General features: G+C 59.4%; 20 protein-coding genes. 13 read left to right on the top strand and 7 right to left on the bottom strand.

Going from position 1 to position 21,647, the window contains the following annotated elements; translation table 11 throughout:
• Positions 1 to 101 precede the first annotated feature (101 nt).
• Entirely contained in the window at positions 102 to 1,010 is a 909-nt protein-coding gene (locus ACOI6Z_RS13210; RefSeq protein ID WP_065812468.1) for a LysR family transcriptional regulator, read from the bottom strand.
• 166 nt (positions 1,011 to 1,176) lie between these two features.
• Between ACOI6Z_RS13210 and ACOI6Z_RS13215 the strand changes: the two genes are divergently transcribed.
• The 3 genes from ACOI6Z_RS13215 (at position 1,177) to abgT (ending at position 5,582) form a co-directional block, all read left to right on the top strand.
• Positions 1,177 to 2,487 carry a M20 family metallo-hydrolase gene (locus tag ACOI6Z_RS13215; protein ID WP_023289510.1) on the top strand — a complete coding sequence of 437 codons (1,311 nt, stop codon included), beginning with the start codon at positions 1,177 to 1,179 and terminating at the stop codon, positions 2,485 to 2,487.
• Positions 2,487 to 3,932 carry a M20 family metallopeptidase gene (locus ACOI6Z_RS13220; protein ID WP_065812467.1) on the top strand — a complete coding sequence of 482 codons (1,446 nt, stop codon included), beginning with the start codon at positions 2,487 to 2,489 and terminating at the stop codon, positions 3,930 to 3,932. Before ACOI6Z_RS13215 ends, ACOI6Z_RS13220 begins: the two co-directional genes overlap by 1 nt.
• A 123-nt stretch (positions 3,933 to 4,055) precedes the next feature.
• On the top strand, positions 4,056 to 5,582 hold the full coding sequence (gene abgT / locus ACOI6Z_RS13225) for a p-aminobenzoyl-glutamate transporter (RefSeq protein WP_064157570.1): 1,527 nt from the start codon (positions 4,056 to 4,058) through the stop codon (positions 5,580 to 5,582).
• Positions 5,583 to 5,614: 32 nt separating this feature from the next.
• Here abgT and ACOI6Z_RS13230 read toward each other — a convergent pair whose 3' ends face one another.
• Entirely contained in the window at positions 5,615 to 5,773 is a 159-nt protein-coding gene (locus ACOI6Z_RS13230) for a hypothetical protein (RefSeq protein WP_064154677.1), read from the bottom strand.
• Between the two features lie 267 nt (positions 5,774 to 6,040).
• Here ACOI6Z_RS13230 and ogt point away from each other — a divergent pair, with 267 nt between their 5' ends.
• From ogt to uspE, 3 genes are all read left to right on the top strand, one after another.
• Entirely contained in the window at positions 6,041 to 6,556 is a 516-nt protein-coding gene (ogt, locus tag ACOI6Z_RS13235) for a methylated-DNA--[protein]-cysteine S-methyltransferase (protein WP_023289506.1), read from the top strand.
• Positions 6,557 to 6,749: 193 nt separating this feature from the next.
• The gene (gene fnr / locus ACOI6Z_RS13240) at positions 6,750 to 7,502 is read left to right on the top strand and encodes a fumarate/nitrate reduction transcriptional regulator Fnr (RefSeq protein WP_004887031.1); all 753 of its coding nucleotides are present in this window, start codon (positions 6,750 to 6,752) and stop codon (positions 7,500 to 7,502) included.
• Between the two features lie 138 nt (positions 7,503 to 7,640).
• Positions 7,641 to 8,591 (top strand): universal stress protein UspE, encoded by a 951-nt coding sequence (gene uspE / locus ACOI6Z_RS13245; protein WP_004887033.1) that lies wholly within the window; start codon positions 7,641 to 7,643, stop codon positions 8,589 to 8,591.
• 119 nt (positions 8,592 to 8,710) lie between these two features.
• Here the strand turns inward: uspE and ACOI6Z_RS13250 are convergent, their stop codons facing one another.
• The 3 genes from ACOI6Z_RS13250 to pntA all read right to left on the bottom strand — a co-directional run bounded on the left by ACOI6Z_RS13250 (position 8,711) and on the right by pntA (position 11,976).
• Positions 8,711 to 8,899, bottom strand: a complete 189-nt coding sequence (locus tag ACOI6Z_RS13250; protein WP_004887037.1) for a YdiH family protein — start codon at positions 8,897 to 8,899, stop codon at positions 8,711 to 8,713.
• Positions 8,900 to 9,047: 148 nt separating this feature from the next.
• Complete coding sequence (gene pntB, locus ACOI6Z_RS13255) at positions 9,048 to 10,436, bottom strand: Re/Si-specific NAD(P)(+) transhydrogenase subunit beta (protein ID WP_023289505.1); 1,389 nt, start codon at positions 10,434 to 10,436, stop codon at positions 9,048 to 9,050.
• 10 nt (positions 10,437 to 10,446) lie between these two features.
• Positions 10,447 to 11,976, bottom strand: a complete 1,530-nt coding sequence (pntA, locus tag ACOI6Z_RS13260) for a Re/Si-specific NAD(P)(+) transhydrogenase subunit alpha (RefSeq protein ID WP_065812466.1) — start codon at positions 11,974 to 11,976, stop codon at positions 10,447 to 10,449.
• Positions 11,977 to 12,497: 521 nt separating this feature from the next.
• Here pntA and ydgH point away from each other — a divergent pair.
• The 3 genes from ydgH to folM all read left to right on the top strand — a co-directional run bounded on the left by ydgH (position 12,498) and on the right by folM (position 15,767).
• Positions 12,498 to 13,448: a DUF1471 family protein YdgH gene (gene ydgH, locus ACOI6Z_RS13265; RefSeq protein WP_004887044.1), complete on the top strand. Its 951-nt coding sequence runs from the start codon at positions 12,498 to 12,500 to the stop codon at positions 13,446 to 13,448.
• A 177-nt stretch (positions 13,449 to 13,625) separates the two neighbouring features.
• Positions 13,626 to 15,008: an amino acid permease gene (locus ACOI6Z_RS13270; protein WP_065812465.1), complete on the top strand. Its 1,383-nt coding sequence runs from the start codon at positions 13,626 to 13,628 to the stop codon at positions 15,006 to 15,008.
• 36 nt (positions 15,009 to 15,044) lie between these two features.
• Complete coding sequence (folM, locus tag ACOI6Z_RS13275) at positions 15,045 to 15,767, top strand: dihydromonapterin reductase (protein ID WP_065812464.1); 723 nt, start codon at positions 15,045 to 15,047, stop codon at positions 15,765 to 15,767.
• Here folM and ACOI6Z_RS13280 read toward each other — a convergent pair.
• Entirely contained in the window at positions 15,764 to 16,099 is a 336-nt protein-coding gene (locus ACOI6Z_RS13280; RefSeq protein WP_023289501.1) for a GlpM family protein, read from the bottom strand. The two genes, folM and ACOI6Z_RS13280, sit on opposite strands and share 4 nt — an antisense overlap.
• A 128-nt stretch (positions 16,100 to 16,227) precedes the next feature.
• Here ACOI6Z_RS13280 and rstA point away from each other — a divergent pair, with 128 nt between their 5' ends.
• The 4 genes from rstA to tus all read left to right on the top strand — a co-directional run bounded on the left by rstA (position 16,228) and on the right by tus (position 20,112).
• Positions 16,228 to 16,944, top strand: a complete 717-nt coding sequence (gene rstA / locus ACOI6Z_RS13285; RefSeq protein ID WP_023289500.1) for a two-component system response regulator RstA — start codon at positions 16,228 to 16,230, stop codon at positions 16,942 to 16,944.
• A gap of 230 nt (positions 16,945 to 17,174) precedes the next feature.
• Complete coding sequence (locus ACOI6Z_RS13290; RefSeq protein WP_023289499.1) at positions 17,175 to 17,537, top strand: hypothetical protein; 363 nt, start codon at positions 17,175 to 17,177, stop codon at positions 17,535 to 17,537.
• A gap of 265 nt (positions 17,538 to 17,802) precedes the next feature.
• Positions 17,803 to 19,104, top strand: a complete 1,302-nt coding sequence (gene rstB, locus ACOI6Z_RS13295) for a two-component system sensor histidine kinase RstB (RefSeq protein WP_420687411.1) — start codon at positions 17,803 to 17,805, stop codon at positions 19,102 to 19,104.
• A 75-nt stretch (positions 19,105 to 19,179) separates the two neighbouring features.
• On the top strand, positions 19,180 to 20,112 hold the full coding sequence (gene tus / locus ACOI6Z_RS13300) for a DNA replication terminus site-binding protein (RefSeq protein ID WP_065812462.1): 933 nt from the start codon (positions 19,180 to 19,182) through the stop codon (positions 20,110 to 20,112).
• Here the strand turns inward: tus and fumC are convergent.
• On the bottom strand, positions 20,102 to 21,502 hold the full coding sequence (fumC, locus tag ACOI6Z_RS13305; RefSeq protein ID WP_023289496.1) for a class II fumarate hydratase: 1,401 nt from the start codon (positions 21,500 to 21,502) through the stop codon (positions 20,102 to 20,104). The genes tus and fumC overlap by 11 nt on opposite strands.
• Between the last annotated feature and the right edge of the window lie 145 nt (positions 21,503 to 21,647).

The raw sequence follows: 21,647 nt of genomic DNA on the forward strand, positions 1-21,647 counted from the left end.
GGGCTCTCCTCCAGCGGCTGTCGCCAGCTACTATAGCCGCCTCGCGCTCCCCCCTCAACGCGTTTAGCCCCGTCTGCTGGCAAAGTGAGCGCGACGGGCGGTTAAGGAAACAATTGTCGACTCTGGCGGCGAAACAGGGTGATTAATGACGCCGTTAGCGGCGTCTGCCGGGTGTCGCGCCGCTGGATCAGAAAATAGGCCGCCGTCGGCAACGCTTCGCGGACGGGGATCATCATCAGCTTGTCCGCCATTATCGGATCGTTGCCGAGCTCCACCGGCAGGATACTGAGAAAATCGCTTTTCACCACCAGGCTGATGCACGACGAGAAGGTCTCGCACACAATATCCACCTTTGGCGCCAGCCCGGCCTGATTAAACCGGTCCTGCAGCTGTTTAAAGTAGCTGCCGCGCGGCGTCGGCATGGTCCAGTGGTGATCCATCAGCTCCACCAGCGAGGTGGCCTGCGCCGCCGGATGCCCCGCGCGGGCGAAGACCGCGAACGGTTTCTCAAACAGTTTTTCAAAGCTGAACTCATGGTCGTACGGCCCGGGATAGTAGGTGTTGATGGTGAAATCCAGCTCCCCCTGGCGCAGCTCATTGATCATCGCCAGCAGCTGGCCCTCCATGATCCGCACCTTCACCTGCGGATGCTGCTGATGAAAGCGGCAGATCACCGACGGCATCAGCGACCGGGCGACGCTGGCGCCAAGGCCAATATTGATCTGCCCGGCCTGCTCTCCCTGGCGCTGCAGCAGTTCATCCTGCGCCGCCCGCAGCTCCTCGAGGATCAGGCTCGCATGTTGATAAAAACTTTCGCCATCGTCAGTCAGTGCCACCCCCTGGCGGCGGCGGACGAACAGCTGAGCGGAAAGCCCCTCCTCCAGCTCTTTAATCGCTTTGGTCAGGGCCGGCTGCGAGACCGCCAGCGAGCGGCTGGCGCCGCGAATACTCCCTTCCCGGGCCACCTCGACGAAGGCGCGAATTTGATGAAATTTAATCTGAAATGCCATGCTTTTGGTGATAACCGTTGTTTATCAGACGGAAGAAAATGACATCTACTGTAATCCATCAGGCTGTGGCAGGTTAAGAGCGTTAAGGCCTGTAGCGCGTCAGTGATAAACAAAAGCTATCACATCGTGAACGCCGTCACATTTTTTACTTATGACAGGATAAGCTATGCCGCAACTTGATGAATACCTGCGCCAGCTGGCGCCAGCCATGACCCAATGGCGCCGCGATTTTCACCTGCACGCTGAATCCGGCTGGCTGGAGTTTCGCACCGCCAGCAAGGTGGCGGAGATCCTCGACGGACTCGGCTACCAGCTGGCGCTGGGGCGTGACGTCATCGATGCCGACAGCCGGATGGGGCTGCCGGATGAGGAGACCCTGACCCAGGCTTTCGAGCGCGCCCGCGAGCAAGGGGCGCCGGAACGCTGGTTGCCGGCGTTTGAAGGCGGGTTCGCCGGCGTGGTGGCGACGCTCGACACCGGACGTCCCGGCCCAACCCTGGCCTTTCGCGTCGACATGGACGCCCTCGACCTCAATGAGCAGCATGATGACAGCCACCGCCCCCATCGCGACCATTTCGCCTCCTGCAACGCCGGCATGATGCACGCCTGCGGCCACGATGGGCATACCGCCATCGGGCTGGGTCTGGCGCATGTGCTCAAGCAGTATGCCGCCCAGCTCAACGGGGTCATTAAACTGATTTTCCAGCCTGCTGAAGAGGGTACCCGCGGCGCCCGCGCGATGGTGGCCGCCGGCGTGGTGGACGAGGTGGACTATTTCACCGCCATCCATATCGGCACCGGCGTTCCGGTCGGCACCGTGGTGTGCGGGGGGGACAACTTTATGGCCACCACCAAATTCGATGTGCATTTTAGCGGCGTGGCCGCCCATGCCGGCGGTAAGCCTGAAGATGGGCGCAACGCGCTGCTCGCCGCCGCCCAGGCCGCCCTTGCTCTGCACGCCATCCCACCGCACAGCGCCGGCGCGTCGCGGGTCAACGTTGGGGTGATGCAGGCCGGCACCGGACGCAACGTGGTGCCCTCTTCGGCCCTGTTAAAAGTGGAAACCCGCGGCGAAAGCGAAGCCATCAATCAGTATGTTTTTGACCGGGCGCAGCACGTCATCGCCGGGGCCGCGGCGATGCATCAAGCCGGGTACGAGTTACGCATGATGGGCGCGGCCACCGCCAGCGCCCCGTCGCCGGCGTGGGTGGCGTACCTGCGCGAACAGGCCGCCCTTGTGCCCGGCGTGCAGCAGGCGGTGGATCGCATCGCCGCCCCGGCGGGATCGGAAGACGCCACCCTGATGATGGCCCGGGTCCAGGCGCGTGGCGGCCTCGCCTCGTACATGATATTCGGCACCGAACTGAGCGCCGGTCACCACAACGAGAAGTTTGACTTCGACGAGAGCGTAATGACGGTCGCGGTCGACACCCTGGCGCGCGTCGCGCTTAATTTTCCCTGGCAGCGGGGGGTGTGATGGAACCCATCTTTCAGTTTGTGGACGAGGTGATTGAGGCAAGCCGCGAGACGTATTGCGCTATCGCCGATGATATCTGGGATCACCCGGAGACGCGCTTTGAGGAGTTCTGGTCCGCCCGCCGGCTGGCGGACGCCCTGGAAGCGGAAGGTTTTCAGCTTACCCGGGATGCCGGCGGGATCCCCAATGCTTTTATCGCCAGCGTCGGCGAGGGCCAACCGGTTATTGCCCTGCTGGGCGAGTTTGACGCCCTGGCGGGTCTTAGCCAGCAGGCCCACAGCGCGGAGCCGACATCGTCGACGCCGGGGGGCAACGGTCACGGCTGCGGGCACAATCTGCTCGGGACGGCGGCTTTCGCCGCGGCGGTCGCCGCTAAAAAATGGCTGCAGCAGCACGGCAGCGCAGGCACCCTGCGCTTCTACGGTTGCCCGGGGGAAGAAGGCGGCTCGGGCAAAACCTTTATGGTGCGCGAAGGGCTGTTTGATGACGTCGATGCGGCCCTCACCTGGCATCCGGAGGCCTGGGCCGGGATGTTCAGCACCCGCACCCTCGCCAACATTCAGGCGGCGTGGCGCTTTACCGGCACCGCCGCCCACGCCGCCAATTCGCCGCACCTGGGGCGAAGCGCCCTGGACGCGGTCACCCTGATGACCACCGGCAGCAACTTCCTGAATGAACATATTATCGAGAAGGCGCGGGTTCATTACGCCATTACCGATACCGGCGGCGTCTCGCCCAACGTCGTCCAGGCCCAGGCGGAAGTGCTGTATCTGATCCGCGCGCCGGAGATGGCCGACGTGGAACAGATTTTCGCCCGCATTGAGAAGATTGCCCAGGGGGCCGCGCTGATGACCGAGACCCACGTCAGCTGCCGCTTTGAAAAAGCCTGCTCGGGCTATCTGCCCAACCGCACGCTCGAAGCGGCGATGTACCAGGCGGTATGCCATTACGGCACGCCGGCATGGAGCGACGCCGAGCGCGCCTTTGCCGCGGCGATCCGCGCCACGCTCAGCGACAACGATATCAACAACAGCCTGAACAATATCGCCGGCACCGGCGGCGAGGCGGGGAAAACCTTCGCTCGTCGCCACCGCGACACCCTGCTGATTGATGAGGTGGCGCCGTGGGCGGCCACGGATACGCTCCTCGCCGGCTCCACCGACGTCGGCGACGTCAGCTGGAAAGCGCCGGTGGCCCAGTGCTTCAGCCCCTGCTTCGCGGTGGGTACCCCGCTGCACAGTTGGCAGCTGGTGAGCCAGGGACGCACCGCCATCGCCCATAAAGGGATGCTGCTGGCGGGGAAAGTCCTCGCGGCGACGGCGATCCGCTTATTCAGCGACCGCGCGCTGCTGGAGGCCAGCCAGCGAGAGCTCAGGCAAGCGCTGGCCGAACATCCCTACCGCTGCCCGATCCCGGCGGAGGTGAGTCCGTCGGTTTTACGCTAACCATACAGACCAGACCGCTCCTGACAGACGCTGACCGGCATCGCGGCACGCACCGACCATAATAACCGCCGGCAGTACGGGAGCAGGCCTGCCTAACACAACAACGACAACAGAGGAACGCTCATGAGTATGTCATCCATACCGTCGCCTTCCCCCGCCGGAAAGCGCTATGGCTGGGTAGAGAAGATCGGTAATAAGGTCCCGCACCCGTTTTTGCTGTTTATCTATCTTATCGTGGCGCTGATCGCCGCCACGGCGATACTCTCCGCCTTCAACGTCGGGGTCCAAAACCCTGCGGACGGGTCGTGGGTGGTGGTCAAAAACCTGCTCAGCGTGGAAGGGTTGCACTGGTTTCTACCGAACGTGATTAAAAACTTCAGCGGTTTCGCGCCGCTGGGGGCGATCCTCGCCCTGGTGCTGGGCGCCGGCTTTGCCGAGCGGGTGGGCCTGTTGCCCGCGCTGATGGTGAAGATGGCCTCCCACGTTAGCGCCCGTTATGCCAGCTATATGGTGCTGTTTATCGCCTTTTTCAGCCATATCTCTTCGGACGCCGCGCTGGTGATCATGCCGCCGCTGGGGGCGCTGATGTTTCTCGCCGTCGGTCGGCATCCGGTCGCCGGCCTGCTGGCGGCCATTGCCGGCGTGGGCTGCGGCTTTACCGCCAATTTACTGATCGTCACCACCGACGTGCTGCTCTCCGGGATCAGCACCGAAGCGGCCAAATCCATCGATGCCTCTCTGCACGTCAGCGTGATCGACAACTGGTACTTTATGGCGACCTCAGTGATCCTCCTGACCCTCGTCGGCGGTTTGATCACTGACAAGCTGGTGGAGCCGCGGCTGGGCCAATGGCAAGGCAGTCGTGATGACAAGCTGCAGACCCTGACCGCCGAGGAGCGTTTCGGCCTGCGCATCGCCGGCGTGGCGACGCTGGCGTTCGTGGCGGTCATCGCCCTGATGGTGGTTCCGGAAAACGGCATTCTTCGCGATCCGGTTCAGCACACGGTCATGCCCTCGCCGTTTATCAAAGGCATCGTGCCGCTGATCATCTTTTTCTTCTTTGTCGTGTCGCTGGCATACGGCATCGCCACCGGCAAAATTCGCCGCCAGGCTGACCTGCCGCAGCTGATGATTGAGCCGATGAAAGAGATGGCCGGTTTTATCGTGATGGTCTTCCCGCTGGCGCAGTTCGTGGCGATGTTCAACTGGAGCAATATGGGTAAGTTTATGGCCGTTGGCCTGACGGACCTGCTGGAGAGCGCCGGCATGAACGGCGTCCCGGCGTTTGTCGGTCTGGCGCTGCTGTCGGCTTTTCTGTGTATGTTTATCGCCAGCGGCTCGGCCATCTGGTCGATTCTGGCGCCGATCTTCGTGCCGATGTTTATGCTGCTGGGCTTCCACCCGGCGTTTGCGCAGATCCTGTTTCGCATCGCCGATTCATCGGTGCTGCCGCTGGCGCCGGTTTCACCGTTTGTGCCGCTGTTTCTCGGTTTTTTACAGCGCTACCGACCGGACGCCCGCCTCGGGACATACTATTCGCTGGTGCTCCCTTACCCGCTGATTTTTCTCGCCGTCTGGCTGCTGTTGCTGGTGGGCTGGTATCTGGCAGGACTGCCCATCGGCCCTGGCATCTATCCGCGGCTTCCTTAAGCCGTTGAAGCGCCAGGGACGGCGGCTTACGCTTAACGCGGCACCTTCACTTTGACCTTGCGGGGGAGATCCGCGGCTCCGGCGAAGATGCCGAAAAGCGCGCGATACCCGCGTTCGAGCAACAGCGTGAGGCAATGGATAACCAGGCCGCTGAAGATCAATACGATTACGCCAGTCAGTATATATTGCATAGCCCCACCTCTGAGTTATTAACCGCGCCGCGCCGACGCGGCGGCACCTTCCCGGGCGCGCAAAGCTGCGCGGAGGACCGGCGTCGTCAGCTTAAAAGTAGCAAAAACCATGCCCGATAACCCGTCAGGATCGATCCAAAAATAAATCAACGTAACGGCCGGTGGCTGCCGGTCGATGATGCGGGTTTATCTTTTGGGAGTATAGTTGACCGCCGCCGGCGCGTGGTATCGTGTGGCCCTCGTGTACGATGGTGGATGACCGAAACGATGTTGACCTTGCTGCAGGATAAAATGGATACCCCGCTGGGGGCGCTGTGGGTGCTCTGCGACGAACAGTTTAATTTGCGCGCCGTCGAGTGGGACGAGCACCGCGATCGGATGGAAACCCTGCTCGATGTACACTATCGCCGGGAAGGCTATCAGCGCGTCGACTGCCGCAATCCAGGCGGTCTCAGCAGTAAGCTGAACGACTATTTTGCCGGCGATCTGGCCGTTATCGAGACCCTGCCTACCGCCACCGCCGGCACCCCTTTCCAGCGCCAGGTCTGGCGGGCGTTACGCGAAATCCCCTGCGGCCAGGTGATGCACTATGGTCAGCTGGCCGAGGCGCTCGGTCGTCCCGGCGCGGCGCGCGCCGTGGGGGCCGCCAATGGCGCCAACCCGGTGAGTATTGTGGTGCCCTGCCATCGGGTCATCGGGCGTAACGGCACGATGACCGGCTATGCCGGCGGCGTGCAGCGTAAAGAGTGGCTTCTGCGCCACGAGGGCTATCTGTTGCTTTGACTGAAAGTGCGTTTTCGGAATTTTCAGGTAATTTTACAATCCAATGTGGCCGAATAATCTATTTTTAATCAAGCAGATATCAGCCTGTTTTGATTTACCCTGCTGATATTACGTGTTTCAGAGCCTGAAGACTTACCTGCTCATCAAAAAGATGTTAAAATTGACCAATATCAATTAAGGCCTGAGCAGACATATGATCCCTGAGAAGCGAATTATTCGACGCATTCAGTCTGGCGGTTGTGCTATCCATTGTCAGGATTGCAGTATCAGCCAGCTCTGCATCCCCTTTACTCTGAACGAGCATGAGCTTGATCAGCTGGATAATATTATCGAGCGGAAAAAGCCCATCCAGAAAGGTCAAACCTTGTTCAAAGCGGGTGATGAGCTGAAATCGTTGTACGCCATTCGCTCCGGGACCATCAAAAGCTACACCATCACCGAGCAAGGCGATGAGCAGATTACCGGCTTCCATCTGGCGGGCGATCTGGTGGGCTTCGACGCCATCGGCACCGGCCTGCACCCGAGCTTCGCCCAGGCGCTGGAAACCTCGATGGTGTGCGAGATCCCCTTTGAAACCCTCGACGATCTTTCCGGAAAAATGCCGAATCTGCGTCAGCAGATGATGCGCCTGATGAGCGGTGAGATCAAAGGCGACCAGGATATGATCCTGCTGCTTTCCAAAAAGAACGCCGAAGAGCGCCTGGCCGCGTTTATCTATAACCTGTCCCGCCGTTTCGCGCAGCGCGGTTTCTCTCCCCGCGAGTTCCGACTGACCATGACCCGCGGCGACATTGGCAACTATCTCGGCCTCACCGTCGAAACCATCAGCCGTCTGCTGGGGCGTTTCCAGAAGAGCGGCATGCTGGCGGTGAAAGGCAAATACATCACGATTGAAAACGGCGACCTGCTGGCCCAGCTGGCCGGTCAGGCGCGCAACGTCGCTTAATCTCCGCGCAACACCTGGTCAGGATCGGCATTTTTTTCAGATTTGTTGATCTGACCAGGCTCCTCCCCTGTTTCAATTCATCCATATAGGTTATCTTTTTAATAACTGACGGTAGCTGCAGTTGTAAGGAGACCCTGTATGGCGAAGTATCAGAGCATGCTGGTAGTAATCGATCCTAACCAGGACGACCAGCCGGCGCTAAGGCGAGCGGTGTACCTGCACCAACGGATTGGTGGACGCATCAAAGCCTTTTTGCCGATCTATGATTTTTCTTATGAAATGACCACCCTGCTGTCGCCGGACGAACGGACGGCGATGCGTCAGGGCGTCATTGCCCAACGTACGGCCTGGATCCGCGAGCAGGCGAAATTCTATCTTGAATCCGGTGTGCCGATTGACGTGAAAGTGGTGTGGCACAACCGCCCCTTCGAAGCCATTATTCAGGAAGTGATCAGTGAGAAACACGACCTGCTGCTGAAGATGGCCCACCAGCACGACAAGCTGGAAGCGGTGATCTTCACCCCGACCGACTGGCATCTGCTGCGTAAGTGCCCCTGCCCGGTCTGGATGGTGAAAGATCAGCCGTGGCCGGAAGGCGGTAAAGCGCTGGTCGCCGTCAATCTGGCCAGTGAAGAGAATTATCACAACACCCTCAACGAGAAGCTGGTTCGCGAGACGCTGTCGCTGGCGGAAGAAGTCAACCACACAGAAGTGCACCTTATCGGCGCCTATCCGGTCACCCCGATCAATATCGCGATTGAGCTGCCGGATTTCGATCCCAGCGTCTACAACGACGCCATTCGCGGTCAGCATCTGCTGGCGATGAAAGCGCTGCGGCAGAAGTTTGGCATTGACGAGAAATTCACCCATGTGGAAAAAGGGTTGCCTGAGGAGGTGATCCCGGATCTCGCCGAGCATCTGCAGGCGGGGATCGTGGTGCTGGGTACGGTCGGACGCACCGGCCTCTCCGCGGCGTTCCTTGGCAATACCGCGGAGCAGGTCGTCGACCACCTGCGCTGCGATCTGCTGGTGCTTAAACCAGAGGCCTATCAGACGCCGGTGGAACTGGACGACGACGACGACGATTAACCTTCCCTCCCGGAACGTTCACCTTCCCCCGCCTCGCGGGGGATTTTTTTGCCCGCTTTCCCTCAGGCACAAAAAAGGGCCGCTTGCGGCCCCGTCATTGCATGGCGATCATGAACGACTCAGTGGATACCCAGACGCCAGGCCAGATCGATCTCTTCTTTCAGCTCCAGCGAGGAGAGCGCCATCAGGTCAGCAAACTCCAGCTCCAGCAGTTTAAGTTTTTTCAGATACTGCGCTGGGGTCATGACGGTGGTGTCGCGGCGTAAGAATTCGATGGCCATCTGCGTTGGGGTTAACTCGGTATCCATAATATCCTCTGTCTGATGTAAGAACCGGAACATTATATCACCTCTCGCTGCTTATTTTATGAACAATTCCTGGCATCCTTCTGCATATAAAAAAGCCGTCTCACAGGAGACGGCTTATAAACAAACGTTGTAAAACAATAATGTTACATTACAGCGCTTTCAGGATCGCATCGACGCTGGCTTTGGCATCGCCAAACAGCATATGGGTGTTCTCTTTAAAGAACAGCGGGTTCTGTACGCCGGCGTAACCGGTGTTCATCGAACGCTTAAAGACCACCACGTTCTGCGCTTTCCACACCTCAAGCACCGGCATACCAGCAATCGGGCTCTTCGGATCGTCCTGCGCCGCCGGGTTGACGGTATCGTTAGCGCCAATGACCAGCACGGTGTCGGTGTCGCTGAAATCATCGTTGATCTCATCCATCTCCAGCACGATGTCGTAAGGCACCTTGGCCTCCGCCAGCAGGACGTTCATATGCCCCGGCAGACGGCCGGCGACCGGGTGAATGCCAAAGCGCACCTTAATGCCGCGCGCCCGCAGCTTCTCGGTGATCTCGGCCACCGGATACTGCGCCTGGGCCACCGCCATACCATAGCCCGGGGTGATGATGACCGAGTGCGAATTTTTCAGCATCTCCGCCGTCTCTTCGGCGCTAATTTCGCGGTGCTCGCCCACTTCTTCATCGCCGCCGCTGGAGGAACCATCGGTGCCGAAGCCGCCGGCGATCACGCTGATAAAGGAGCGATTCATCGCCTTACACATAATGTAAGAGAGGATGGCGCCGGAAGAGCCCACCAGCGCGCCGGTGACGATCAGCAGGTCATTGCTCAGCATAAAGCCCGCCGCCGCCGCCGCCCAGCCCGAGTAGGAGTTGAGCATAGAGACCACCACCGGCATGTCCGCGCCGCCGATAGAGGCCACCAGGTGCCAGCCGAAGGCCAGCGCGATCGCGGTCATCACCAGCAGGCACAGGACCTGGGTGCCGGTGCTGTCGGAGCGCACGAAAATCACCATCAGTACGAAGGAGACCACCAGCGCCGCCAGGTTCAGCTTATGGCGATTAGGCAGCATCAGCGGTTTGGAGGAGATCTTGCCGCGCAGTTTACCAAACGCCACCACCGAACCGGTGAAGGTCACCGCGCCGATGAAGATGCCGAGGAACACTTCGGTCAAATGGATATTGACCAGAATCTGCTCCATACCGGTTTCATGCTGCAGGTAGCTGTTAAACCCTACCAGCACCGCCGCCAGGCCCACGAAGCTGTGCAGGATGGCCACCAGCTCCGGCATCTCGGTCATTTCGACCTTCTTCGCCAGACGAATACCGATGGCCCCGCCGATCACCATCGCGAGGATAATCCAGCCGACGTTGCCGGCGTCCGGCCCCAGAATGGTGGCGATCAGAGCGATGGCCATCCCGGCGATGCCGAAATAGTTGCCCTGCTGCGAGGTTTCGTGTTTCGACAGACCCGCCAGGCTGAAAATAAACAGGATTGCAGCAACAATGTATGCAGCTGTAACTAATCCACCAGACATGTGCTACCCCTTATCCTTTGCGAAACATTTTCAGCATGCGCTGAGTCACGGTAAAACCACCGAAAATATTAATGCTGGCGATCAGTACCGCGATAAAGCTCAGGAAGCTGACCCAGCCGCCGTGGCCTATCTGCAACAATGCGCCAACCACGATAATGCCCGAAATGGCGTTCGTCACCGACATCAGCGGCGTATGCAGGGCATGGGAGACATTCCATACCACGTAGTAACCCACCACGCAGGCCAGCGCGAAGACGGTGAAATGGCCGAGGAACTCTTTTGGCGCCACGTTGGCCAGCCAGCCGAAGAGGATAATCGCCAGCGCGATCAGCGCATATTTGCGCCACGGCGACGCCGGTTTGACCTCTTCTTTCGGCGCTTCCACTTTTTTCGCCGCGGCCTGCGGCTGAGCGGAGACCTGAATCGGCGGCGCCGGCCATGTGATTTCGCCTTCGCGCACCACGGTCACGCCGCGCACCACCACGTCATCGAAATCGATAACGATATTGCCGTCTTTCTCTTTGCACAGCAGCTTCAGCAGGTTCACCAGGTTAGTGCCGTAGAGCTGGGAGGACTGGGTCGGCAGACGGCCTGGGAGGTCGGTATAACCGATAATTTTCACGCCGTTGGCGGTGGTCACCACTTCGCCCGGCACGGTGTACTCGCAGTTGCCGCCGTTTTGCGAGGCGAGATCGACCACCACGCTGCCCGACTTCATTGAGTCAACCATTTCCCGGGTGATCAGCTTCGGCGCCGGTTTGCCCGGTATTAACGCCGTGGTGACGATAATATCGACCTCTTTCGCCTGGGCGGCGAACAGCGCCATTTCGGCTTTGATAAAGGCTTCGGACATCACCTTGGCATAGCCGTCGCCGCTGCCCGCTTCCTCTTTAAAATCCAGCTCGAGGAACTCGGCGCCCATACTCTGCACCTGCTCCTTCACTTCCGGGCGGGTATCGAAGGCGCGGACAATCGCGCCCAGGCTGTTGGCGGCGCCAATCGCCGCCAGTCCGGCCACCCCGGCGCCGATAACCATCACCTTGGCAGGCGGAACTTTGCCTGCCGCCGTGATCTGCCCGGTAAAGAAACGACCGAATTCATGGGCCGCTTCAACGATAGCGCGGTACCCGGCGATATTGGCCATTGAGCTGAGCGCATCCAGCGACTGGGCGCGTGAGATACGCGGCACCGAATCCATCGCCATCACGTTGATATTACGGGCCGCCAGTTTGTCCATCAGCTGCGGGTTTTGCGCCGGCCAGATAAAGCTAATCAGCGTGGTTCCTGGGTTTAACAGGGCAATTTCATCGTCATTCGGGGCATTGACCTTGAGGATGACATCAGACTGCCACACCTCGTCGCCGGTCACGATTTCAGCCCCTGCCTGGGCAAAGGCCTCATCGTCAAAGCTGGCCAGTTTCCCGGCGCCGTTTTCTACCGCGACGCTAAAGCCGAGTTTGAGCAACTGCTCAACGGTCTTCGGCGTGGCGGCGGCCCGGGTCTCCTGGGCTAGCCTTTCTTGTGGTACACCAATACGCATAGTTTTCCCTTCCATCGGTTTTTGATGATGGTTTACTTTTCTGACCAACAGCGACAGGACGGCAAAATCATCCTCGCCATCTTTCGCTGTCTGCAAAATGAAACAGTAACAAACTTTTTATAACCTACTGAAAATAGCGATTGTGATCTACAGCGATAAAACAGAAATTTTGATTTTATTGCTTATTGTCAGCACAGATGGTTCCGGGCAGCAATATTTACCTGAATTTGCCTCTCAGGCCTGATAATCCGCTTATCCAGTGGTATAAAACGCCATTTATCGCCATTGAGATCATTGTATTAACATTACATTAACTAATAAAAGTGGTATCGATTATCGTTTTTGCTGGTCAAGCGGCTGTTTTTTCAACATATCGAAAAATGTTATCTTTCCGTAGTATACGATTCGGGCGGCACGCAAAAAATGACGCAGACAGTCACAGCGATTAAATGCAATAATCAAACGTTTTCAGTCAACAACAACACCAGTATATGGTTTGCGCAAGGCAAAGGATTATTTTTATGAAGCTTAAAAACACCCTCCTGGCGTCTGCTCTCCTGACAACCGCCACGTTGTCTGCCCACGCAGCGACCGAGTTGACCCCGGAGCAGGCGGCTGCGCTGAAGCCCTACGATCGCGTTGTCGTCACCGGCCGCTTTAATGCCATTGGCGACGCGGTGCAAGCGGTATCGCGCAAAGCTGACAAAGACGGCGCGGCCTCATTCTATGTTGTCGACACGTCGGATTACGGCAATGGCGGCAACTGGCGCGTCACGGCTGACCTCTATAAAGACGACGCGCCGAAAGCGGATGCGCCGAAAAATCGCATCATCAATGGCGTGATGGAGCTGCCGAAAGATCAGGCCGTTGAGCTGATGCCTTACGACACCGTCACCGTCCAGGGCTTCTATCGCAGCCAGCCGGAAGTGAACGACGCCATCACCAAAGCGGCGAAAGCGAAAGGCGCCTATGCGTTCTTCATCGTCCGCCAGGTGGACGCCAACCAGGGCGGCAATCAGCGCATTACCGCCTATATCTACAAAAAAGATGCGGAAAAACGTGTTCTGCAGAGCCCGGACGCTATCCCTGCTGATTCTGAAGCCGGCCGCGCGGCGCTGGCCAAAGGCGGCGAAGCGGCGAAAAACGTCGAAATCCCGGGCGTCGCCACCACCGCGGCGGTTGGCTCCGGCACCGGCGTAGGTCGTTTCTTCGAGACCCAGTCGTCAAAAGGCGGACGTTACACTGTCACGCTGCCGGACGGAACCAAAGTTGAAGAAGTGAACAAAGTGACTGCGGCGCAAATGGTGCCGTTCGATAACATCAAGTTCACCGGCAACTACGGCAACATGACCGAGATCTCCTATCAGACGGCAAAACGCGCGGCGAAGAAAGGGGCGAAGTACTATCACATTACCCGCCAGTGGCAGGAACGCGGCGGCAACATCACCATCAGCGCCGATTTGTACAAATAATCGCTACTGACTGGCTAAAAAGGCGGCGCATTGCCGCCTTTTCATTTTTTTTCATCCCCCGCCATTGCATGGCCCCCGGACACTCCGTAAAATCCCGCGCCTTAGCGCAATCCTCCATTTTTATGCGATTTCGCAAAATAAATATTCTGGAACAGCCATTTTCACCTCGGGAATGCAATGGAAAAGAAACTGGGCCTGAGCGCCCTGACCGCCCTGGTCCTCAGCTCAATGCTCGGCGCTGGCGTATTCAGTTTGCCGCAAAATATGGCGGCCGTGGCCAGCCCTTCCGCTCTGCTCATCGGCTGGGCGATTACCGGCGTCGGGATCCTGTTCCTCGCCTTCGCGATGCTGCTGTTGACCCGTATTCGTCCCGACCTCGACGGCGGGATCTTCACTTACGCCCGCGAAGGGTTCGGCGAGCTGATCGGCTTCTGTTCCGCCTGGGGCTACTGGCTGTGCGCGGTGATCGCCAATGTCTCCTATCTGGTGATCGTCTTTTCGGCGCTCAGTTTCTTCACCGATACCCCGGAGCTGCGCCTGTTTGGCGATGGGAACACCTGGCAGTCTATCGTTGGCGCTTCAGTTCTGCTGTGGGTGGTCCACTTCCTGGTCCTGCGTGGCGTGCAGACGGCGGCGGGGATTAACCTGGTCGCCACCCTCGCCAAGCTGTTGCCGCTGGGGGCGTTTGTCGCCCTCGCCGCCCTGGCCTTTCAGCTGGATACGTTCCGCCTCGATTTCAGCGGCATGGCGCTGGGCGTACCGGTGTGGGAGCAGGTTAAAAACACGATGCTGATCACTCTGTGGGTGTTTATCGGCGTCGAGGGCGCGGTGGTGGTCTCCGCCCGCGCGCGACACAAGCGGGACGTTGGCCGCGCGACGCTGCTGGCGGTGCTTTCGGCCCTCGCGGTGTATCTGCTGGTCACCCTGCTGTCGCTGGGCGTGGTGCCGCGTAGCGAACTGGCCGAAATGCGCAACCCGTCGATGGCGGGACTGATGGTCAGACTGATGGGCTCGTGGGGTGAAATTGTGATTGCCGCCGGGCTTATCGTGTCGGTGTGTGGCGCCTATCTCAGCTGGACGATCATGGCTGCCGAAGTGCCTTACCTCGCCGCCACTCACAAAGCCTTCCCGCGCCTGTTCGCCCGCCAGAACCGCAACAACGCCCCCTCCGCTTCGCTGTGGCTGACCAATATCAGCGTTCAGGCGTCGCTGGTCCTCATCTGGCTGACCGGTTCGGACTACGGCACCCTGCTGACCATCGCCTCAGAGATGATCCTCGTGCCCTATCTGCTGGTCGGCGCCTTTTTGCTCAAAATCGCCACCCGTCCGCTGCATAAAGCGGTGGGTATCGGCGCCTGCATTTATGGCTTATGGTTATTATACGCGTCGGGACCTGTGCATTTGCTGTTGTCGGTGGTACTTTACGCTCCGGGTCTTCTGGTCTTTTTGTACGCCCGACGTACGCACCAGCACGATCGTTCGCTCAAACGCCGCGAATTGGCGCTAATTGGTTTATTGCTGGTTGCCGCTGTGCCGGCAACGTGGATGCTGGTGGGGTAAGCGGTCGCCCTGCCGCAGAAATCAAAGGAGATACCCATGGCTGAACAACAGCCCCGCCCGGTTCTGATCACAGGAGGAGGCCGCCGCATCGGCCTCGCGCTGGCGCACCATTTTCTGCAGCAACACCAGCCGGTGATCGTCAGCTATCGCACGCCCTATCCGGCGATCGAAGACCTGCGCGAAGCGGGCGCCCTCTGTCTGCAGGCCGACTTCAGCAGCGATGACAGCATTCTGACCTTTGCCGAAGCGGTTAAATCGCATACCAGCGGCCTGCGGGCCATCATCCACAACGCCAGTGACTGGATGGCGGAGAAGCCGGGCGTACCGCTCAGCACGGTGATCAACCGCATGATGCAGATCCACGTCCATGCCCCCTATCTGCTCAACCACGCGCTGGAGGAGCTCCTGCGCGGCCACGGCCACGCCGCCAGCGACGTTATCCATATCACCGATTACGTGGTGGAGCGCGGGAGCGATAAACATATCGCCTACGCCGCCAGCAAGGCCGCGCTGGACAACATGACCCGCTCCTTTGCCCGCAAGCTGGCCCCAGAGATCAAAGTCAACGCCATTGCGCCGTCGCTGATCATGTTCAATGAAGGTGACGACGAGGCTTATCGTCAGCAGGCGCTGGATAAGTCGCTGATGAAAATCACCCCGGGCGAGAAAGAGATCAGCGACCTTATCGACTATCTGTTTACCAGCCGCTACGTGACCGGCCGGTCATTCGCCGTCGACGGCGGTCGCCCTCTACGTTAGTGGAAGCGGCTCCAGCCAACAATCAACAGCCACGCGCACAGCCCCCAGCACCCCACTGCGCCTGCCAGCGCCAACGGCAGGCGCATGATCCCGGTGAAATACCACAGCGACAGCAGATAGATAAAATAGGGAACGATCGACCACATGCCGAACACGATAGTGGTGCGCAGGGCTTCAATACCGCGCTCGCTGGCGACAATATAGTGGGCGATGAGCGCAAAGGTGGGAAACAGCGGAACAAGTCCGGCGATGGCGTAATTTTTGGTTTTCGCCAGCACGCCAATCAGCACCACCACCAGCGCGCCCAGCAGCCCTTTGATTAACAGCCCCATGTCCTTATGCCTTAACAATGAATCAACAAGTTAGCGCAGCATAGCGGAATTAGCGCTGTTTATAAAAGAGGAATGGCGGGTAAAATAGGCGCGGTGTATGTTACTTCTTTTACTGATGTGCAATAGACATGAATAAAATCGTTTTTGTTGAGGATGACCCTGAGGTAGGGGCGCTGATCGCCGCCTATCTCGGCAAGCATGATATGGATGTGGTGGTCGAGCCTCGCGGCGACCGCGCAGAGGAAGTGATCGCGCGGGAGAAACCGGACCTCGTGCTCCTGGACATTATGCTGCCCGGCAAGGACGGAATGACGCTCTGTCGCGATCTGCGTGGGCAATGGCAAGGGCCGATTGTCCTGCTGACCTCGCTCGACAGCGATATGAACCATATCCTCTCCCTGGAGATGGGCGCCAGCGATTATATCCTGAAAACCACCCCGCCGGCGGTGCTGCTGGCGCGACTGCGTCTGCATTTGCGCCAGCATATCGCCCCGGCGGGAGCAGGCGCGCCTGCGACGCTCACCCCGCACAAGACCATCTCCTTTGGCTCACTGACCATTGACCCGGTCAACCGCCAGGTGCTGCTCGGCGGAGAAAGCGTCGCCCTGTCTACCGCCGATTTCGACCTGCTGTGGGAGCTGGCTACCCACGCCGGGCAGATTATGGACCGCGACGCCCTGCTGAAAAATTTACGCGGCGTCACCTACGACGGGATGGATCGCAGCGTCGACGTCGCCATCTCGCGCCTGCGCAAAAAACTGCTCGATAACGCCACAGAACCCTACCGGATTAAGACGGTACGCAATAAAGGCTACCTCTTCGCCCCCCACGCCTGGGACAACTGAGCGGTCCTTCTGCGGCCCTGAAAGGGGCCCGTTTCACCGCCTGACCCCGGCGGCATGCGCATCGCGTTTTTCGCCGCCTTCGCGCTGGCGGGTCGCCGCCAGTTTGTCATATTGAGTAAATCAATATGTTTCGCCGTACAGAAGCCCATCACATAACCCCTCAATATGATTGTGCTCAAGGACTTACCGTTTTCAGAGTGGCATAAAGCCTGAAAACACAGGACTTTTGCATGATGAAATACGTTGTACTTTTGGCACTTACCCTCTTCACGTCACTCTCTGGCTGGGCTTTTTCCCTCGACAACGCCGATATCCGGCTCCTCTGTCCACAGCGCGGGCAAATTAAGGTGCTCCTCCACCGCTATCAACATACCCAGCAATCCTGGGGAGATCACCATTTCGAAACCGGCGGCGGATACGTGCGCCAGGGGCCGCTGCTGGTGATCCCGTTTGCTAACCTTGATCAGATGATTTACCACCAGACCACCGGCGAATTTGCTTACTGGTATGCCGAAGCAAAACAGCTGGTGCGCTGTCGACTGCTGAGCCTGGCCACCCTCTATCCGGTGGATATCCCCTACTATCGCGAGTAGCGCCCAGCGGCGTGCAGATGACAGTGGAGACAATCCTTGCCTAATGCAGAGGTAAGCTCGCAATAAGTGACACCGTCACATTTTCAACGACGTCGCTCCCCCCCGGCTGGCTATTGTCAGGGGACATAAACCCTGCTTTGATAGCGTATCGGTTACTCCCGCGCGGGCCTCGGCTCGCCCCGGTAAACCCGAGACGTTTCCGCCTCGCCGGGCAGATGGTCCCGAGGCGCCGGCAGGTTTCTCTTTTTGACTATGCGGTAATGTAATGAAAAAGCTGTTCGTGCAGTTCTACCTTCTGCTCTTCGTCTGCTTTCTGGTGATGACCATGCTGGTGGGCCTGGTCTATAAATTTACCGCTGAACGCGCCGGCCGGCAGTCGCTTGACGATCTGATGAAAAGCTCACTGTATCTGATGCGCAGCGAGCTGCGGGAAATTCCGCCTCGCGACTGGAGCAAAACGCTGAAAGAACTGGATCTTAATCTGTCGTTCGACCTGCATATCGAGCCGATGAGCAAATTCAAATTGTCGGAAAGCTCGATGCAGCACCTGCGCGCCGGGGATATCGTCGCGCTCGACGACCAGTACACCTTTATCCAGCGCATCCCCCGCAGCCACTATGTGTTATCCGTGGGCCCGGTGCCCTATCTCTATTTTCTGCATGAAATGCGTCTCCTGGACGTGGCGCTGATGGCGTTTATCGCTATCTCGCTGGCCTTCCCGGTGTTTATCTGGATGCGTCCGCACTGGCAGGACATGCTGCGCATTGAGACCGCCGCCCAGCGCTTTGGCGAAGGCCACCTCAGCGAGCGTATTCATTTTGACAGCATGTCCAGCTTTGAGCGGCTCGGGGTGGCCTTCAACCAGATGGCCGACAACATTAACGCCCTCATTGCCAGTAAAAAGCAGCTGATTGACGGCATCGCCCATGAGCTCAGGACGCCGCTGGTGCGCCTGCGCTACCGTCTGGAGATGAGCGAAAACCTCACCGAGGCGGAATCGCAGGCGCTGAACCGCGACATCGGCCAGCTGGAGGCGCTCATAGAAGAGCTCCTGACCTACGCCCGTCTCGACCGCCCGCAGACGGAGCTCAGCCTGACCACCCCCGATTTCCCCACCTGGATCAGCGACCACGTCGAGGATATCCAGATGGTCAACCCGCAGCGCGAAGTCGGCCTGGCGACGCTGACCCGCGGCAACTATGGCGCGCTGGATATGCGGTTGATGGAGCGGGTGCTGGATAATCTGGTGAACAACGCCCTGCGCTACAGCGGTCAGCGGGTGGCGGTCAGCCTGACCCTGCAGGGTTCCCGCGCGTCGTTGCAGGTCGACGATGACGGCCCGGGCATTGCCCCCGAGGAGCGCGAGCGGGTGTTCGAACCTTTTGTTCGTCTTGACCCCAGCCGCGATCGGGCGACCGGAGGGTGCGGCCTCGGCCTGGCCATTGTCCACAGTATCGCCCAGGCGATGGGGGGCGACGTTCGCTGCGAGGCCAGTCCACTCGGCGGCGCCCGCTTCTGCTTTAGCTGGCCGGTCTATCATCAGTTGCCCGATTTTACCTCTGCCTGAATAAAACTTGCGCAGAGGCCGCGGGCTGGCTATGCTGCAAAAATCGAATAGTATGTTGTAACTAAGGTGAAGGCGATGGCCAGCTACGACCTCGTTGAACGTCTGAATGATACCTTTCGCCAGATCGAGCTGGAGCTGCAGGCGCTGCGCCAGGCGTTAGCGACCTGCCGGCTGCTGGCGGGCCGGGTGTTTGAGCTGCCGGCGATCAGTAAGGATGCCGAGCATGACCCGCTGGCGAACATTACGGTCGTCCAGCACACCGGCGAGGCGGCGCTGGATCTCGCCCTGCGCCACTACGGCCATCTGTTTATCCAGCAGCAGTCGGAAACCCGCAGCAGCAAAGCCGCCGTCCGCCTGCCGGGCGCTATCTGTCTCCAGGTCACCGCCGCGGAACAGCAGGCGCTGCTGGCGCGCATTCAGCAGATTAACGCCCTGAAGGCCACCTTCGAGAAAATCGTCACTGTCGACGCTGGCCTGCCCCCCACCGCCCGCTTTGAGTGGGTGCATCGCCATCTGCCTGGGTTAATCACCCTCAGCGCCTATCGCACGCTAACGCCCCTCCTCGACCCGAGCACTATCCGCTTCGGCTGGGCCAATAAGCACGTGATCAAAAATCTGACCCGCGACCAGGTGTTGATGATGCTGGAAAAAAGCCTGCAATCGCCGCGGGCGGTGCCGCCCTGGACCCGCGAGCAGTGGCAGAGCAAACTGGAAAGGGAGTATCAGGATATCGCCGCCCTGCCGCAGCGGGCGCGGCTGAAAATCAAACGGCCGGTGAAAGTGCAGCCGATTGCCCGCGTCTGGTATGCCAGCGAGCAGAAACAGGTGCAGTACGCCTGCCCCAGCCCGCTGATCGCCCTGATGTCCGGTAGCCAGGGGGTCAGCGTGCCGGATATTGGCGAATTGCTCAACTACGATGCCGACAATGTGCAATACCGCTACAAACCGGAGGCGCAGGCGCTGAGATTACTGATCCCTCGTCTGCACCTCTGGCTGGCTAGCGAGTAGCCAGGCTGCCGACCATCTGTTCCGGGCGCACCCAGCTATCGAATTCGGCTTCCGTCAGGTAGCCCAGCGCCAGCGCCGAAGCCTTCAGGGTCAGCCCCTCATGGTGCGCTTTTTTGGCGATCTCTGCCGCTTTATCATAGCCGATATGGGTATTCAGCGCGGTCACCAGCATCAGCGACTCGTTGAGCAGCTGGGTGATCCGCTCACGATTCGGCTCAATTCCCACCGCACAGTGCTCGTTAAAGCTCGCCATGCCGTCCGCCAGCAGACGCACCGACTGCAGGAAGTTGTGAATGACCATCGGCCGATAGACGTTGAGCTCAAAGTTACCCGAGGCGCCGCCGATATTCACCGCCACGTCGTTACCCATCACCTGGCAGCAGACCATGGTCAGGGCCTCGCACTGCGTCGGGTTGACCTTACCGGGCATAATCGATGACCCAGGCTCGTTTTCCGGGATGGCGATTTCGCCAATCCCGCAGCGCGGCCCGGAGGCCAGCCAGCGGACATCGTTAGCGATTTTCATCAGCGAGGCCGCCAGACCTTTCAGCGCGCCGTGGGCATGGACCAGGGCATCGACAGTGGCCAGCGCTTCGAATTTATTCGGCGCGGTGACAAACGGCTGTCCGCTGAGCGAGGCCAGCTCGGCCGCCACCCGCACGGCATATTCCGGATGCGTATTCAGCCCGGTCCCCACCGCCGTCCCGCCCAGCGCCAGCTCGGCAAGGTGCGGCTGGCTGGCTTCAAGATGCTTCAGGCTATGGTCCAGCATCGCCACCCAGCCGGAGATTTCCTGGCCTAAGGTGAGCGGCGTGGCGTCCTGCAGATGGGTGCGACCGATCTTCACGATATCCCTGAAGGCCACCGCTTTTTCGTTGAGCGTGGCCCGCAGCGCCTGCAGCGACGGGAGCAACTTTTCCCGCAGGGCGACCAGCGCCGCAACGTGCATGGCGGTGGGGAACACATCGTTCGAGCTCTGGCTTTTATTGACATCGTCATTGGGGTGGATTTTTCGCGCCATCCCCCGCTCACCGCCGAGCAGTTCACTGGCGCGGTTAGCCAGCACCTCGTTCATATTCATATTGCTCTGGGTGCCGGAACCGGTCTGCCAGATAGCCAGCGGGAACTCCTGGGGATGTTTTCCGGCCAGCACTTCGTCAGCAGCGGCGACGATCGCCCCGGCTTTCTCCGCCGTCAGCAGGCCAAGATCCTGATTGACCTTCGCCGCCGCCCGCTTGGTCAGCGCGAGGGCATATATCAGTTCCCCGGGCATTTTTTCGGTCGAGATGCGGAAATGCTCCAGCGAACGCTGGGTCTGGGCGCCCCAGAGTTTATCGGCCGGGACGTCGATGGCGCCCATCGAGTCTTTTTCACTGCGATGCGTTGTCATTACTTTCTCCTTGGATGAAAAGTGCGTCATAGCGACAAAGCTCACCTGCTTAAAAGAGTAAGTATTGGCCAGATTGATAAGTTGTTTTGGTGGTTCGTGCCGCAAAGCGGCATAAAAAAGCCGCCCCGAAGGGCGGCCCGGACGG

It is taken from the genome of Klebsiella sp. C239 (assembly GCF_048822715.1).
In the GTDB taxonomy this organism is placed as follows: Bacteria; Pseudomonadota; Gammaproteobacteria; order Enterobacterales; family Enterobacteriaceae; genus Klebsiella; species Klebsiella quasipneumoniae.

Coding starts and splice junctions, on each gene's coding strand:
- ACOI6Z_RS13210 (WP_065812468.1), bottom strand. CDS start 1,010: ATGGCATTTCAGATTAAATTTCATCAAATTCGCGCCTTCGTCGAGGTG.
- ACOI6Z_RS13215 (WP_023289510.1), top strand. CDS start 1,177: ATGCCGCAACTTGATGAATACCTGCGCCAGCTGGCGCCAGCCATGACC.
- ACOI6Z_RS13220 (WP_065812467.1), top strand. CDS start 2,487: ATGGAACCCATCTTTCAGTTTGTGGACGAGGTGATTGAGGCAAGCCGC.
- abgT (WP_064157570.1), top strand. CDS start 4,056: ATGAGTATGTCATCCATACCGTCGCCTTCCCCCGCCGGAAAGCGCTAT.
- ACOI6Z_RS13230 (WP_064154677.1), bottom strand. CDS start 5,773: ATGCAATATATACTGACTGGCGTAATCGTATTGATCTTCAGCGGCCTG.
- ogt (WP_023289506.1), top strand. CDS start 6,041: ATGTTGACCTTGCTGCAGGATAAAATGGATACCCCGCTGGGGGCGCTG.
- fnr (WP_004887031.1), top strand. CDS start 6,750: ATGATCCCTGAGAAGCGAATTATTCGACGCATTCAGTCTGGCGGTTGT.
- uspE (WP_004887033.1), top strand. CDS start 7,641: ATGGCGAAGTATCAGAGCATGCTGGTAGTAATCGATCCTAACCAGGAC.
- ACOI6Z_RS13250 (WP_004887037.1), bottom strand. CDS start 8,899: ATGGATACCGAGTTAACCCCAACGCAGATGGCCATCGAATTCTTACGC.
- pntB (WP_023289505.1), bottom strand. CDS start 10,436: ATGTCTGGTGGATTAGTTACAGCTGCATACATTGTTGCTGCAATCCTG.
- pntA (WP_065812466.1), bottom strand. CDS start 11,976: ATGCGTATTGGTGTACCACAAGAAAGGCTAGCCCAGGAGACCCGGGCC.
- ydgH (WP_004887044.1), top strand. CDS start 12,498: ATGAAGCTTAAAAACACCCTCCTGGCGTCTGCTCTCCTGACAACCGCC.
- ACOI6Z_RS13270 (WP_065812465.1), top strand. CDS start 13,626: ATGGAAAAGAAACTGGGCCTGAGCGCCCTGACCGCCCTGGTCCTCAGC.
- folM (WP_065812464.1), top strand. CDS start 15,045: ATGGCTGAACAACAGCCCCGCCCGGTTCTGATCACAGGAGGAGGCCGC.
- ACOI6Z_RS13280 (WP_023289501.1), bottom strand. CDS start 16,099: ATGGGGCTGTTAATCAAAGGGCTGCTGGGCGCGCTGGTGGTGGTGCTG.
- rstA (WP_023289500.1), top strand. CDS start 16,228: ATGAATAAAATCGTTTTTGTTGAGGATGACCCTGAGGTAGGGGCGCTG.
- ACOI6Z_RS13290 (WP_023289499.1), top strand. CDS start 17,175: ATGATGAAATACGTTGTACTTTTGGCACTTACCCTCTTCACGTCACTC.
- rstB (WP_420687411.1), top strand. CDS start 17,803: ATGAAAAAGCTGTTCGTGCAGTTCTACCTTCTGCTCTTCGTCTGCTTT.
- tus (WP_065812462.1), top strand. CDS start 19,180: ATGGCCAGCTACGACCTCGTTGAACGTCTGAATGATACCTTTCGCCAG.
- fumC (WP_023289496.1), bottom strand. CDS start 21,502: ATGACAACGCATCGCAGTGAAAAAGACTCGATGGGCGCCATCGACGTC.